The organism is Nocardioides sp. WS12, assembly GCF_014108865.1.
Taxonomy (GTDB): domain Bacteria; phylum Actinomycetota; class Actinomycetes; order Propionibacteriales; family Nocardioidaceae; genus Nocardioides.
Map to the genome: position 1 here is coordinate 4,466,357 of NZ_CP053928.1, position 14,693 is coordinate 4,481,049.

The 14,693-nt window shown below is 69.4% G+C and carries 12 protein-coding genes; 5 read left to right on the top strand and 7 right to left on the bottom strand.

Annotated features, from left to right (window positions below; all coding sequences use genetic code 11):
- The first annotated feature begins 125 nt into the window (after nt 1-125).
- Nucleotides 126-1,703 (top strand): VWA domain-containing protein, encoded by a 1,578-nt coding sequence (locus HRC28_RS21645; RefSeq protein WP_182377437.1) that lies wholly within the window; start codon nt 126-128, stop codon nt 1,701-1,703.
- A 17-nt stretch (nt 1,704-1,720) separates the two neighbouring features.
- Here HRC28_RS21645 and meaB read toward each other — a convergent pair whose 3' ends face one another.
- From meaB to HRC28_RS21660, 3 genes are read right to left on the bottom strand one after another with little or no spacing between them, the layout of a single operon-like run.
- On the bottom strand, nt 1,721-2,719 hold the full coding sequence (gene meaB, locus HRC28_RS21650; RefSeq protein WP_182380873.1) for a methylmalonyl Co-A mutase-associated GTPase MeaB: 999 nt from the start codon (nt 2,717-2,719) through the stop codon (nt 1,721-1,723).
- Between the two features lie 4 nt (nt 2,720-2,723).
- On the bottom strand, nt 2,724-4,889 hold the full coding sequence (scpA, locus tag HRC28_RS21655) for a methylmalonyl-CoA mutase (RefSeq protein ID WP_182377438.1): 2,166 nt from the start codon (nt 4,887-4,889) through the stop codon (nt 2,724-2,726).
- The gene (locus HRC28_RS21660) at nt 4,886-6,637 is read right to left on the bottom strand and encodes a methylmalonyl-CoA mutase family protein (protein ID WP_237111603.1); all 1,752 of its coding nucleotides are present in this window, start codon (nt 6,635-6,637) and stop codon (nt 4,886-4,888) included. Before HRC28_RS21660 ends, scpA begins: the two co-directional genes overlap by 4 nt.
- Before the next feature lie 83 nt (nt 6,638-6,720).
- On the opposite strand from HRC28_RS21660, the gene HRC28_RS21665 reads away from it, so the two are divergent.
- Nucleotides 6,721-7,140: a hypothetical protein gene (locus tag HRC28_RS21665; protein WP_182377440.1), complete on the top strand. Its 420-nt coding sequence runs from the start codon at nt 6,721-6,723 to the stop codon at nt 7,138-7,140.
- A gap of 82 nt (nt 7,141-7,222) precedes the next feature.
- Nucleotides 7,223-8,272, top strand: coding sequence for a glycosyltransferase (locus tag HRC28_RS21670; protein WP_182377441.1), 1,050 nt, complete (start codon nt 7,223-7,225; stop codon nt 8,270-8,272).
- A 9-nt stretch (nt 8,273-8,281) separates the two neighbouring features.
- Here the strand turns inward: HRC28_RS21670 and HRC28_RS21675 are convergent, their stop codons facing one another.
- Together HRC28_RS21675 and HRC28_RS21680 are read right to left on the bottom strand one after the other, a co-directional pair.
- On the bottom strand, nt 8,282-8,944 hold the full coding sequence (locus tag HRC28_RS21675; RefSeq protein WP_182377442.1) for a DUF1345 domain-containing protein: 663 nt from the start codon (nt 8,942-8,944) through the stop codon (nt 8,282-8,284).
- The gene (locus HRC28_RS21680; protein ID WP_182377443.1) at nt 8,941-9,687 is read right to left on the bottom strand and encodes a dienelactone hydrolase family protein; all 747 of its coding nucleotides are present in this window, start codon (nt 9,685-9,687) and stop codon (nt 8,941-8,943) included. The genes HRC28_RS21675 and HRC28_RS21680 overlap by 4 nt, the downstream gene beginning before the upstream one ends.
- Before the next feature lie 40 nt (nt 9,688-9,727).
- On the opposite strand from HRC28_RS21680, the gene HRC28_RS21685 reads away from it, so the two are divergent.
- Complete coding sequence (locus HRC28_RS21685; RefSeq protein ID WP_182377444.1) at nt 9,728-10,630, top strand: LysR family transcriptional regulator; 903 nt, start codon at nt 9,728-9,730, stop codon at nt 10,628-10,630.
- Here the strand turns inward: HRC28_RS21685 and fdhD are convergent, their stop codons facing one another.
- Nucleotides 10,631-11,482, bottom strand: coding sequence for a formate dehydrogenase accessory sulfurtransferase FdhD (gene fdhD / locus HRC28_RS21690; RefSeq protein WP_182377445.1), 852 nt, complete (start codon nt 11,480-11,482; stop codon nt 10,631-10,633).
- Nucleotides 11,482-13,779 carry an FdhF/YdeP family oxidoreductase gene (locus tag HRC28_RS21695; RefSeq protein ID WP_182377446.1) on the bottom strand — a complete coding sequence of 766 codons (2,298 nt, stop codon included), beginning with the start codon at nt 13,777-13,779 and terminating at the stop codon, nt 11,482-11,484. Before HRC28_RS21695 ends, fdhD begins: the two co-directional genes overlap by 1 nt.
- Before the next feature lie 185 nt (nt 13,780-13,964).
- Here HRC28_RS21695 and HRC28_RS21700 point away from each other — a divergent pair, with 185 nt between their 5' ends.
- Complete coding sequence (locus HRC28_RS21700) at nt 13,965-14,681, top strand: succinate dehydrogenase cytochrome b subunit (RefSeq protein WP_182377447.1); 717 nt, start codon at nt 13,965-13,967, stop codon at nt 14,679-14,681.
- Nucleotides 14,682-14,693: the final 12 nt, after the last annotated feature.

The following is a 14,693-nucleotide window of genomic DNA, read 5'->3' on the forward strand; positions in this document are numbered from 1 at the left end:
GCCCAGAACCGGCACATGATGCCGCAGCACGTTTCGCCGGTTGGCCCGGGGTGCGGATACCCTCCTTTCCGTATTACTGGGCATCAAGACGTTAGGGAGGCGTCATGGGTGCTGGTTCGCATGCAATGCGCGCAGAGAAGCGAGTGGGACGGGGAGCGACCCTGGGGGTCGTCCTCTTGCTGATCGGTGCGATGGCCGCGTTCTTGCTGATCCGCTCGGACAACTCGTCCGACGCGGACGCCTGTGGCGACCCCTCAACGGTCACCGTGGCGGCCGCGCCGGACATCGCGCCGCTCGTCCAGAAGGCCGTGTCCGCCCTGGATGGCTGCGCGACGTACGCCGTGCGCGCGGTGAGCAGTGACCAGGTGGTCTCCACCCTGGTCGCCGACAAGCCCGACGCACCGCAGCTGTGGATTCCCGATTCCGCTCACTGGCCCGCTCAGGTGACGGCCCAGGGTGCGCAGTTGACGCCCCTCGCCGAGGCGGTCGCGACGACGCCCGTGGTGTTGGTTGGCGGCCCGGCGCTCGACGCCCCGGCCTCGTGGCTGGCCGCCTTCCGATCGAGCCGGCTCACCCTGCAGGACCCGCTGTCCACCGGCGTCGGCGCGCTCAGCCTCGCCGCCCTGCGCGCCGAGCAGGCCGCGAGCGGATCGTCGAACGAGCAGATCGCCCAGGTGCTGGTGCCGATGGCGCAGCGCTTCAGCACCACGCGGTTGGCGCCGGGCGCCGACCCGTTCACGTCGGTGAGCGCGAGCTCGGTCGGGTTCGTTCCGGCCACGGAGAGCGCGTACGTCGCCGCGAAGCGGAGCAACCCGATGCTGACCGCGGTGGTTCCCGGAACGGGCACCCTGCTCCAGTCCTATCCGCTGTTGGCCACGACCGGCGCCACGTCCGAGGCGCTCGAGGCAGGGCGTGAGCTCGCGACCTACCTCACCGAGGGCGATGGTCGGTCCCTGGTGGCCGACCATGGCCTGCGCTCCGGAGACGGTACGCCGCAGCCCGGTGGCGCCGGCCTGGGCAAGGTCGCCACGCTGCCCCGGCCCCCGGCGACGGCAGTCTCGGCGGACCTGAGGCAATGGCTGGTGTTGAGCGTTCCGTCGAGCATCCTCGTGGTGATGGACGTGTCCGGCTCGATGGACTTCGCAACTCCCGAGGGCTCGCGCATCGACCTGGCTGTGGAAGCTTCGCGCGCGGCTCTCGCCGCCTTCCAGGACAACGCGCGGATCGGCCTGTGGGCCTTCTCCATCGACCAGGGCGGAAAGGGCACCGACCACCGCGAACTGGTGCCGATGCGCCGGCTGTCCGCGGAGGTCGGGTCGAGCACCCAACGGGCTGCCCTGGCCGGCCAGGTCACCCGGCTGCCCCGCCTGACGACCGGCGGCACCGGCCTCTACGACACAGCGCTCGCGGCGTACCGGAGCGCGGTCGCGGCCTACGACCCGGCGTACTTCAACTCGGTGGTGCTCCTGACCGACGGCGCCAATGACGACCCGGACTCACTCCGCCTTGCCGACCTGTTGACCCAACTCAGGAGTGCATCCAATCCGGCCAAGCCCGTGCGCATCATCGCCGTCGGGATCTCCGATGACGCCGACATGGCGGCGCTGACCAAGATCGCCCAGGCCACGAACGGCGCTGCCTACCCCGTGCAGGACCCGCGCGACATCCTGGCGGTGCTGTCGCAGGCGCTGCTCGGTCGCTGAGCAGCGCCACGGGTGGACTACTCCGTGTCGTAGGCGGCAAGGAGCCGATCGGCCGCGAGGGGCGCGGTCAGGTCTCCGGCGAGTACGGCGGCGCGGACGTCGTCCTGCACCGCCCGGACCGCCTTGCTGTGGCGCAGTCGCTGGGCGAGCTCATCGCGCACCAGTGCCCAGGTGAACTCGAGTTGCTGCTCGGCCCGCTTGCGCGCCAGGCCCTCGACACCGAGGTGGTCGCGGTGCAGCTGGACCTGGTCCCAGACCTCGTCGACACGGTCGCCGGTCAGGCCGGAGCAGGTGACGACGGGCGGCGCCCACTCCCCGTGTCCGCGCACCAGGCGCAGCGCGCCGGCCAGTTCGCGCGCGGCACCACGCGCTTCCATCTCGCGGTCGCCGTCGGCCTTGTTGACCGCGATCACGTCGGCGAGCTCCAGGATGCCCTTCTTGATGCCCTGCAACTGGTCGCCGGTGCGGGCCAGCGTCAGGAACAGGAACGTGTCCACCATGCCTGCGACGGTCACCTCGGACTGACCGACGCCGACGGTCTCGACCAGCACGACGTCGTACCCGGCGGCCTCGAGGACGGCCATCGACTGCGTGGTCGCGCGCGCCACCCCACCCAGGGTGCCCGCCGACGGTGACGGGCGGATGAACGCGTTCGGATCTGCTGCCAGCTGGTTCATCCGGGTCTTGTCGCCGAGGACCGAACCACCGGTCCGCACGCTCGACGGGTCGACCGCGAGTACGCCGACCTTGTGGCCTGCCGCCGTCAGCTGACTGCCGAGCGCCTCGATGAACGTGGACTTGCCGACCCCTGGGACCCCGGAGATCCCCACCCGCATCGCCGACTTGGGGTTTGTCGCCGCCGAGTTGGGGGTTTCCGCCAGTCGAGTCAGCAGTTCGCGCGCTGCCTCGCGGTGCCGGGGCGCCGTTGACTCGACCAGCGTGATGGCGCGGGCCATCTGCGCACGGCTTCCCGAACGGATGCCCTCGAGGAGGGTTTCGACGAGCTCGACCACCAGCGGGTCAGTGGTCCAGGTCGGCGCGCAGCTTCGCCAGCAGGTCCAGCGCCGACTCCGCGATCACCGTGCCGGGGAGGAAGACCGCCGCAGCGCCCATCTCCTTCAGCGTCGGTACGTCGTCGGGCGGGATCACGCCACCGATGACGACCATGATGTCGTCACGGCCCTGCTCGGCCAGCGCGGTCTTCAGCGCCGGGAGCAGGGTGAGGTGGCCCGCGGCCAGCGAGGAGACACCGACGATGTGGACGTCGGCGTCGATCGCCTGCTGCGCAACCTCCTCGGGCGTGGAGAACAGCGGACCCACGTCGACGTCGAAGCCCATGTCGGCAAAGGCCGAGACGATGACCTTCTGACCACGGTCGTGGCCGTCCTGGCCCATCTTCGCGACGAGGATGCGGGGGCGGCGGCCCTCGGCCTCGGCGAACTCGTCGGTGGCGGCGCGGGTCTGCGCGACCAGTGAGTCGCCGGCGCCGTCGTTGGCCAGGTCGGCTTCGTCGCGGTACACGCCGCTGATCGTACGGATCACGGCCTGGTGGCGACCGTAGGTCTTCTCGAGCGCGTCGGAGATCTCGCCAACGGTGGCCTTGTTGCGGGCCGCAGCAACAGCGAGCTCGAGCAGGTTGCCGTCGCCGCTGTCGGCGCTGCGCGTCAGCGCGTGCAGGGCGTCCTCGACGTCCTGGCTGTTGCGCTCGGCGCGGAGGCGCTCGAGCTTGGCGATCTGCTGGCGGTAGACGTCGTCGTTGTCGACCTTGAGGACATCGAGCTTGTCCTCGACGGCCAGGCGGAACGTGTTGACGCCGATGACCTTCTGCGCGCCGGAGTCGATCCGCGCCTGGGTGCGGGCGGCAGCCTCCTCGATGCGCATCTTCGGGATGCCCTGCTCGATCGCGGCGGCCATGCCACCGGCGGCCTCGGCCTCCTGGATGTGCGCCCAGGCGCGCTCGGCGAGGTCGTGGGTGAGCTTCTCGACGTAGTAGGAACCGGCCCACGGGTCGATCGTCTGCGTCGTGCCGCTCTCCTGCTGCAGCAGCAGCTGGGTGTTGCGAGCGATGCGGGCGGAGAAGTCCGTCGGCAGCGCGATCGCCTCGTCGAGGGCGTTGGTGTGCAGCGACTGGGTGTGACCCTGCGTCGCGGCCATCGCCTCGATCGCCGTACGACCGACGTTGTTGAACACGTCCTGCGCGGTGAGCGACCAGCCCGAGGTCTGCGAGTGGGTGCGCAGCGACAGCGACTTCGCGTTCTGCGGGTTGAACTCGCGCACGAGCCGGCTCCACAGTGCGCGGGCCGCACGCATCTTGGCGATCTCCATGTAGAAGTTCATGCCGATTGCCCAGAAGAAGGACAGCCGCGGCGCGAATTCGTCGATGGTGAGGCCCGACTCGAGGCCGGCGCGGATGTACTCGACACCGTCGGCCAGCGTGTAGGCGAGCTCGAGGTCAGCGGTCGCCCCGGCCTCCTGCATGTGATAGCCGGAGATCGAGATCGAGTTGTACCGCGGCATCCGCTGGCTGGTGAACGCGAAGATGTCGGAGATGATCCGCATCGACGGAGCCGGCGGGTAGATGTAGGTGTTGCGGACCATGAACTCCTTGAGGATGTCGTTCTGGATGGTCCCCGAGAGCTGCTCCGGCTTCACCCCCTGCTCCTCGGCCGCGGCGATGTAGAGCGCGAGCACCGGGAGCACCGCACCGTTCATCGTCATCGAGACGCTCATCTGGTCCAGCGGGATGCCTTCGAAGAGCGTGCGGGTGTCGTAGATCGAGTCGATCGCCACACCGGCCATGCCGACGTCGCCGCGCACGCGCGGGTGGTCGGAGTCGTAGCCACGGTGGGTCGCGAGGTCGAAGGCGACCGACAGGCCCTTCTGGCCGGCCGCGAGGTTGCGGCGGTAGAAGGCGTTGGACTCCTCGGCAGTCGAGAAGCCGGCGTACTGCCGGACCGTCCACGGCTGCGTGGTGTACATCGTCGGGTACGGGCCACGCAGGAACGGGCTGAGGCCCGGCCAGGTGTCCAGGGCGTCGAGGCCGGCGAGGTCATCGGGGCCGTAGAACGGCTTGATGTCGATGCCCTCGGGGCTGCGCCACGGGTCGATCCCGGGGGTGCCGTTCGCACCGGCGGTCGCACCGGTCGACGCGAGCGGCTGGTCTCCGAAACTCTTGGGGATGCTCATGCCAACTTCTCCCTCGTGCGGTTCAGGAAGGCCAGGGCGTCGACGCCCATCGCTGCGCTGTCGTCAGCCCAGTCGGTCGCCTTCCCGGCGATGATCACGTGTACGGCGCCCGCCTCGCGCAGCGCGGCAGCGGCTGCGCTGCCCCACTCGGCGTAGGCGTCGTCGGTGCCGGCGAGGCACACGACCGCCTGCTTCCCGAATGCGGCCACGACCTCCTCGACACCTGCGGTCGGTCCGGCAACGTCGACCGCGATTCCACCGGCGGCCAGCAGGTTGCTGACGAAGGTGGCGCGGGCGGTGTGCTGCGCGACCGTGCCGAGCGTGGCCAGGAAGACCGGGCTCGCGGCGGGCGCGTCGCGCAGGGCCTCGAAGGAGGCGCCGTACCGGCGAACCGACGCACCGTCCTCGGACGGGGCACGCTCCGGCAGGACCTCGGCGAGGTTCGGGAACTCGGTCAGGCCGGTGATCGGGCGCTTGCGCGTGACGATCTCGGCTTCACGGCGGGCGACGACGTCCTCGATCCGCACCCGGAAGGCGTCGAGGCCGTCCGTCTCGAGGAGGCCGAGCTCGGCCCAGGCCGCGACGGCGAGGTCGTCGGTCAACTTCTCGACGGCGAAGGCACCACCGGCGGGGTCGGCGACCTTGGCGACGTGCGACTCGTCGATGAGCAGGTGCGACACGTTGCGGGCGATCCGGCGACCGAACAGGTCGGGCTGGCCGACCGGCGTCTCGAACGGCAGGACCGTCACGGCGTCCGCGCCGCCGACACCGGCCGCGAAGGCGGCGACGGTGGTGCGGAGCATGTTCACGTAGGGGTCGTACTTGGTGAGCATCGGCCGGCTGGTGACGGCGTGCTGGCGCTGCTCCACCCCGGTGGTCGAGCCTGTCGAGACCCCGGACAGTTCGAGCACCCGCGCCCAGAGCCGGCGCGCGGCCCGCAGCTTGGCGATGGTCGGGAACTGCTCGTCGGTCGCGGCGTAGCGGAACTCGATCAGGTCCGCGGCGACAGCGGGCTCGATGCCGGCCTCGGCCAGGACCCGAAGGTAGGTGGTGGCGACGAAGATGCTGAAGCCGAGTTCCTGCACGTCGCTGGCGCCGAGGTCGTGGGCGGCAGTGGCGTCGACGACGACCCCGCGGATGCCGCGATCGATCGCCAGCTTCGCGACGGCGACGAGCTGGTCGAAGTCGGCCCGCTCGTTGGTCGAGCCTGTCGAGACCCGCAGCGAGGCGCTGATCGGGTCGACGCCGAGGTTCGTGTCGGGGTGCAGATTCGTGTAGCTGCTGGTCTCGAACGCGTCGAGGAAGGCGGTCGCAACGGCAACGGGGTCACCGGTCGGGTCCAGCACGACGGGGGCGAGGTCGAGCAGCACCTCGTTGAGCAGCGCCGTGAGGTCGGTCTCGGGGCCGGCCTGCACCCACAGGGAGGTGACACCGCCGTCGAGGTCGACGAGTGCCTGCTCGTTGAGCGACTTCGCGTCGGGACCGGCGATCCGGGCGCGGATGTCCCACGCGCCGGCACGCGTCGGGCGCCCACTGGTCTGCACACCCTCGAGGTCGGCCGGCGTTCCGATCGGCGTGATTCCAATGCCGTCCAGCGTCTTCCGGGTCAGCTTGTCCCACACCGCAGTGTCGGGATCCGCGTCGCTGAGCTTGCGGGTCTTGCGGAGAACGGCAGCGGTGGCAGCCTCCCAATCGGCGCGCGTGTGCACGTCCTCGGGCTGCGCCAACGGCAGGGGCGTTTCAGTCACGAGCGACAAGACTATCCGCGACGGCGCACCCGGAGTGCCAGGTGTGACCAATCTCCGGGCTACTGACCGGTAGCGTTGACGGGGTGAAGGTGCGGGATCCGCAGGGCCAGACGTGGCGGGTGACGCGGCGCTGGGTGCCTTGGCGTCCGCGGCGCCGATACCTGGGCCCGCGCCTGTGGGTGGAGTCCGCGGGCAGCATCACCGAGTTCGTGTTCGCCCTCGTCTTCGGGCTGGTCATCTTCCCGATACTGACCTTTGTGTTCCTCTCGGGCGGCGAGATCGTGTTGCTGGGGCTGATCGTCCCGTTCGTGGCGATCGGCCGGATCGCTTTCGGCAAGCACTGGTGGATCGAGGCCCGCGAGGGCTTCACGCCGTTCTGGGAGGAGCAGGCCGGAACGTGGCGCCTCAGTGGCGAGCGGATCCGGAAGGTCGCCGGTGACATCGAGCGTGGCGACCTCCCGCTCCAGAGCCTCGGCACGGAACCGTCCACCGAGGTCATCTGACCGCGAACGGTTCACCCGACGTACACGCGGCGCTCTCGCGACGCTCAGGCCGGCGCCACGTCGCCCATCCAGGGTGGGAACCATGAAGATCGTCCTTGCGACCGAGACCTTCTACCCCGCGGTCGACAGCACCACCACGACACTCAAGGCCACGGCCGACCGTCTCATCGACCAGGGCCACACGGTCCGGATCATTGCCCCGGGCCCCGGCCTGGCGAGCTACCGCGGCTGCGACGTCGTCCGCGTGCGCCCGCTCGAGCCCACCGGCGCGCAGATCCGCGACACCATCGACACGTTCGGGCCCGACCTGGTGCAGGTGCACTCGCCCCGCGCCATCGGCCGCAAGGCGCTCAAGCACGCGGCCCGCGCCGGTGTGCCGACCCTCGCCGTCGAACAGTCCCCCGTGCTCGACCTCGCTGCCGACTACTGGCGCGCCAAGGTCGCCGAGCGTGCGGACCAGGTCCTGGTGACGTCGCCGTGGATGGTCGAGCGCGCCGCCGAACTCGGCATCGAGGCGCAACTGTGGCTGCCCGGCGTCGACCCCGCCGCCTTCACCCCCGCGCTCCGCGACCAGTGGCTGCACGGGTCGTGGTCGAAGGCGAAGTCGAAGGAAGGGCGCCGCGTCGTCGTCGGCTACGTCGGAGGTCTCCACAAGGCTGCCGGAGTACGACGCCTCGTGGACCTCGCCGCGGTTCCCGGCATCCGCCTCGTCGTGATCGGCGGCGGCCCCGAGCGCGAGTGGCTGGCCCGCCGCCTGCCGGATGCCCGCTTCACCGGGCCGCTGGGAGTCGGCGACCTGACGGTGGCCGTGCCGACGCTGGACCTGCTGGTGCACCCCGGTGAGCACGAGACCGACTGCCACGCGTTGCGCGAAGCGGCCTCGGCGGGGGTGCCGGTCGTGGCTCCCCGTGCCGGCGGCGCCCGCCACGTGGTGTCCCACCTGGAGACGGGTGTCCTCTACAACGCCTCGGACGCCCGCGACTTCGCCCGGGCCGTCACGGCAGTCGCCGCCGACCCGCACCGCGGGCTGCTGGGTACCGCTGCGCGCGAGGTGGCGGGTCGTCGTACCTGGACCGATGCGGTGGACGAGCTGATCGGCTCCTTCTACCCGGCGCCCCTGCCCGTCGCCTGAGCAGGACCCTCAGCTCGCGACGATCCCCACCACGAGGTTGATCGTCGTCGCGATGATCGCGGCACCGAACACGTACGAGAACAGGCAGTGCCTCAGCACCACGGCCCGGATCGCTGAACTGGTGACCGCAGTGTCGGAGACCTGGTAGGTCATCCCGAGGTTGTAGCTGAAGTAGAAGAAGTCGCGGAAGGCCGGCGCGTCCGGCGGAGGGTCGGCGTTGAAGTCGATGCCACCGGGCGTCCCGCCGTAGTAGAGGTGGGCGTAGCGGGTCGCGTACATCAGGTGCAGCGACGCCCACGCCAGGAAGACACCCGCCAGCGCCAGGGCGGCCGGGCCACGGCCCGCGTGGTCACCGCCGGACAGCATCAGCATCACGATGCCGGCGAGGCCGGCCAGCGCAGCACCGGCGACCACGAGCTCGGTGGGCACCGGTCGCAGGTCTTCGTGGGTCACATTGACCTTGGTCGTCTCGGCGTCCATTGGCCAAAGCACCAGCCAGCCGACCGCGACGTACGCCGCGCCCGTGACGGCGATCCCGGTCAGGACGCCGATCTCCGCATCGGCAGCCGCCGCAACAGCGCCGGCCACGATCCCTGCCAGCAACGCACCCAGCAACCGCGGCACCGCGGTGGCGACGAGAGGTGGCCGCTTGACCCGAGGCGCCCCGCTCATGAGGACTTCAGTGCCCGGTCGAGTGCCTCGCGGAGTTCGTCGTAGTGCCGCTCCGCGCTGCTCTCGTCGTAGGCGGCGGTGTCGGCCATCGTGTAGCCGTGCACAGCACCGGGGTACACCGCTGTGCGGCGCGGGACGCCCGCTGCATCCAGCGCCCCATCGAACGCCTCGATCTGTTCGGGGCTGTTGGACCGATCGGCATCGGCATGGCCGGCGAGGACGAAGGTCGCGGCACCGGGCAGGTCAAGATGCGGACTGTCGGGGGCGTCGGTCACGATCCCGCCGGTGTGGAACATGCCGACCACGGCGACGTCGTCGGGCAGGTGCGCCGCGGTGCGCAGCGCGAGGCGCCCGCCGAAGCAGTAGCCGGTGGTCGCGATCGGGCCGTCCGCTGCGCCGCCGATGCCGCGGAGCGCGTCGATCCACTCCTCAGCGTCGGCGCACACCACGTCGGCGCTGATGCTGCGCACGCGGTCCATCACGCCCGATGCCATGAAGGCTTCACGGTTCTCCGGCACCCGCAGATCGGATCGCGGAGCCAGGTCCTCGACGCTCCCGTCCCGCCAGAAGACGTTGGGTGCCAGCACGACGTAGCCCCACGACGCGATCCGGTCGGCCATCCGCTCGATCTGTGGGCGCAGGCCGATCGCGTCCATGTAGAGCAGCACCCCGGGACCAGCCGTCCCGGTCACATACGCCTCGGCCTCGCCGTCCGGCACCTCGAGCGCGATGTAGTCCGCCATGTCGAAAGACTAGGACCGCGGGCTCTGGTATTGATGCCCCATGCTGCTGCGCCGTCTGGAATACCTCGCCGCCTTGTCGCGCGAGAGCCACTTCGGCCGCGCCGCTGCGGAGTGCCATGTCACCCAGCCCGCGCTGTCGGCCGGCATCCGCAAACTGGAGTCCGAACTCGGCGTGCAGATCGTGCGGCGCGGTCAGCGGTTCGAGGGCTTCACGCCCGAGGGTGAGGAAGTGCTGCGCTGGGCCAAGCGGATCCTCGCCGAGCGTGAGTCCCTCGACCAGACGCTGACGAACATGCGCGGCGGGCTCAGCGGCACGTTGCGGATCGGTGCCATCCCGACGGCACTCACCGTGTCCTCGGCGCTGACGACGCCGCTGCACGCGAAGCACCCGCTGGTGCGGTTCCACCTGGCCTCGATGTCGTCGCGCGAGATCGTCACCCGACTCAACGACTTCGACATCGACGTGGGCATGACCTACGTCGACGGCGAGCCGCTCGGTCGCGTGAAGGTGGTCCCGCTCTACCAGGAGCGCTACCTCTTCCTCACCCCGATCGACGGCGAGTACGGCGACCGCTCCTCGATCACGTGGGCGGAGGCGGCCACCGCCCAGCTGTGCCAGTTGACCGGCGACATGCAGAACCGCCGGATCATCGACGGCTACCTGGCGGACACCGGAGCCGAGGCACGCATCACGGTCGAGACTGACACGGTCTCGGCGCTCTACGCCCACGTCACGTCGATGGGGCTCTCGAGCGTCGTACCGCACACGTGGCTGCCGAACTTCGGCGTACCCGACCAGACGAAGGTGATCCCGCTGCCGGCACCGAAGCGCTCGTTCCATGTCGGCCTGGTGCTCGCCGGGCACGGTCCCGAGTCGATGCTGGCGCAGGCACTGGTGGAGGTCGCCAGGACCCGGGCCGTGCAGCGTGCCCTGCGTGCCTGATCAGACTGGACTGGTCAGGCTCTCCACGGCGACCTGCAACCGATCCACGCCGGAGTAGACGTTCATCGATGCCCCGCGGAGGAAGCCGACGAGAGTCAGCCCGTGCTCGTCGGCGAGGTCGACGGCCAGGGACGACGGCGCGGAGACCGCGGCCATCATCGGGATGCCCGCCATCACGGCCTTCTGCACCAGTTCGAACGACGCCCGGCCACTCACCATGAGGATCGTCTCCCGCAACGGCAGCAGCCCGTTGCGGGCCGCGTGGCCGATGACCTTGTCGACCGCGTTGTGCCGGCCGACGTCCTCCCGCAGGCAGAGCAGCTCGCCGTCGGCGGTGAACAGGGCAGCGGCATGGAGGCCACCGGTGCGGTCGAAGACCCGCTGCTCCTCGCGCAGGCGTTCAGGCAGCAGCGCCAGTGCCTCCGGGGTGATCCGGAGCGGGTCGTCCGCGACGGTCCACGTCGAGGCCGTGCGTACGGCGTCGAGGCTGGCCTTGCCGCACAGCCCGCAGGACGAGGTCGTGTAGAAGTTGCGCTCCAGCGACGCGTCGAGCGGCGGCAGCGACGGGTCCAGGCCGACGTCCACCACGTTGTAGGTGTTGGTCCCGTCCTCGGCCGTGCCGGCGCAGTAGCGCGCGGACAGCACGTCGGACGTCGTACGGACCACGCCTTCGCTGACAAGGAAGCCGACGGCGAGGTCGAAGTCGTCGCCCGGCGTACGCATGGTGATGGTGAGCGCCCGACCGCCGACCCGGATCTCCATCGGTTCCTCGGCGGCGAGCGTGTCCGGGCGCTGGTCGACGACCCCGTCGCGGATCCGCAGCACCTTCCGCCGGGTGGTCACCCGGCCCATCAGCCGCTCACCTGCTCGGCAGCGGGTTCCAGTCGCACGAGGACCCCCTTGGAGGTCGGGGTGTTGCTGCCCGACGCAACGCTGTCGAGCGGCACGAGCACGTTGGTCTCGGGGTAGTACGACGCCGCCGACCCACGGCTGGCGGGGTAGGCCACCAGCGTGAAGTTCCGGGCGCGACGCTCGATGCCGTCGTCCCAGACGCTCACGATGTCGACCTGGTCGCCGTTCTCGAACCCGAGCTCGGCGATGTCGTCGGGGTTGATCATCACGATGTGCCGCGCGTTGTGGATGCCGCGATAACGGTCGTTGAGGGCGTACGGGATGGTGTTCCACTGGTCGTGGGAGCGCAGCGACTGCAGGATCAGGTGCCCCGGCGGAGTCTCGAGCCAGGCCAGCACGTTGATCGAGAAGAGGGCCTTGCCGCTCGGCGTCGGGTAGATCCCGGAGTTCACCGGGTTGGGCAACGTGAAGCCACCGGGCTTCTTGATCCGCTCGTTGAAGTCCTCGAACCCGGGTACGACGCGCGCGATCCGGTCGCGGATCGTGTCGTTGTCAGCCTCGAACTCGGCCCACGGGATTGCCGGGGCGTCGCCGAGCGTGCGCTGCGCCAGCCGGGTGATGATCGAGACCTCGCTCAGCAGGTGCTTCGAAGCGGGTGAGAGCTTGCCGTGAGTGCGGTGCACCGAACTCATCGAGTCCTCGACGGTGACGTACTGCTCACGGCCCGCCTGGACGTCCTTGTCGCTGCGGCCGAGGGTCGGCAGGATCAGTGCGGTCGCGCCGGTGACCGTGTGTGAGCGGTTGAGCTTGGTGGAGATCTGCACCGTCAGGCTGCAGTTGCGCAGAGCCGCCTCGGTCACGTCACTGTCCGACATCGCCCGCACGAAGTTGCCGGCGACCCCGACGAAGACGCGAGCCTTGCCGTCGCGCATCGCCCGGACCCCTCCAACGGAGTCGACGCCGTGCTTGCGGGGCGGCTCGAAGCCGAACTCCGTGCCGAGTGCGTCGAGGAACCTGTCCGGCATCTTCTCCCAGATGCCCATCGTCCGGTCACCCTGGACGTTGGAGTGGCCGCGCACCGGGCACACACCGGCGCCGGGCTTGCCCAGGTTGCCGCGCAGCATCAGGAAGTTCACGATCTCGCGGATCGTCGGCACGCCGTGCTTCTGCTGGGTCAGGCCCATCGCCCAGCAGACGATGACGGACGTGCTGGCGAGCACCTGCTCGTGGACGGCCTCGATCTCCTCACGGGTCAGGCCCGTCGCCTCGAGGGTCTGCTCCCAGGTGATGTCGCCGGCCTGCGCCGCGAACTCGTCGAATCCGGCGGCGTACGTCGCGATGTAGTCGCGGTCGACGACTCCCCCACCGTTGGCAGCGTCGGATTCCAGGATCAGCTTGTTGAGCATCTTGAACAGGGCGAGGTCGCCACCCGGGCGGATCTTGAGGAACAGGTCGGCGATCTGGATGCCGTTGCCGATGACGCCGCTGGGCTGCTGTGGGTTCTTGAACCGCATCAGCCCGGCCTCGGGCAAGGTGTTGACCGCGATCACCTGGCCACCGCTCTTCTTGGTGTGCTCCAGCGCGGAGAGCATCCGCGGGTGGTTCGTGCCGGGGTTCTGACCGACGACGAAGACCAGGTCGCTGTTGTAGATGTCCTCGAGCTGGACGCTGCCCTTGCCGATCCCGAGCGTCTCGCCCAGCCCGGTGCCGCTCGACTCGTGGCACATGTTCGAGCAGTCCGGCAGGTTGTTGGTGCCGAAGGCACGGGAGAACAACTGGAGCAGGAACGCGGCTTCGTTGTTGAGTCGGCCCGAGACGTAGAACATCGCCTCGTCCGGTGAGGCCAGCCCGTTGAGCTCATCGGCGATGATCCCGAACGCCTCGTCCCACGCGATCGGCTCGTAGTGCGTCGCGCCGGGGCGCTTGACCATCGGTTCGGTGAGCCGGCCCTGCTGGTTGAGCCAGTAGTCCGACTTGCCGTCGAGGTCCTCCACCGAGTGCTTCGCGAAGAAGTCGCGGGTGACGCGGCGGCTGGTCGCCTCGTCGTTGATGTGCTTCGCGCCGTTCTCGCAGTACTCGTTCTTGTGGCGGTGGTCCGGCTCCGGCCAGGCACAGCCCGGGCAGTCGATGCCCTTGGTCTGGTTGAGACTCAGCAGCGTCAACATGCTGCGCTTCACGCTGGTCTGCTCGAAGGAATACTCCAATGCGTGCCGCACACCGGGGAGGCCGGCGGCGTACGTCTTGGGCGGTGTGACGCTGAGGTCGTCGGACGGGTCGTCGACCGGGGCCTTCTTCATCTTTCCAGCGTGTCCGCTCACCTACCGCAGGTCAACAATGAAGATTTGATCGTTTGACAACCAATGGTTATCAGGGCGGCACGCCCCCGCACCGGGGGCCCCGATCGAGTAAGGCTCGCCTTACGTGCCTATCTCACATGATCCGTGTCACCTACCGGTCAGTAGCGGGAGTAGCGTGACCCCTCGTGGCAACGACGACGCGACCTGAATTGGTGAAGGGCTCCCGTGCAGCCCGGTCAACCATCGCCCTGAAACTCCTGATGGCCCTGAGCGGCCTGCTGTTCATTGGCTTCGTAGTGGGGCACATGTACGGCAACCTCAAGGCCTTCGCCGGCGAGGAGGCCTTCAACGAGTACGCGCACCATCTGCGCGAGCTCGGGGAGCCGATGCTCCCGTACGAGGGCTTCTTGTGGATCGTGCGCGTGGGCCTGCTGGCCGCGATCATCGTCCACATCGCCTGCGCAGTGGCGCTGTCGATCCGCGCGCACCACGCGCGACCGGTGAAGTACGTCGCGAAGAAGAACCGCGGCTCCTCGATCTCCTCGCGCACCATGCGCTGGGGCGGCGTGACGCTGCTGCTCTTCATCGTGTGGCACCTGCTCAACTTCACGATCGTGAAGATCAACCCGAGCAACGGCTCGACCGGTGACGACAACCCGTACCAGCTCGTGGTCGACACCTTCGACACTCCGTGGATGACGGTCATCTACCTGCTCGCGATGGTCGCGCTCGGTCTCCACCTCCACCACGGAACGTTCAGCTCGCTCCAGACGCTGGGGTTCACCAACACGGCAAGCTCCCGGGCACGCGCTCGGGCGGCCGGCTGGATCGTCGCGATCGTGATCGCTGGCGGGTTCACGCTGGTCCCCCTGTCCGTCCTCGTCGGCATCATCGAGAAGTAAGGAGCTCCCCAC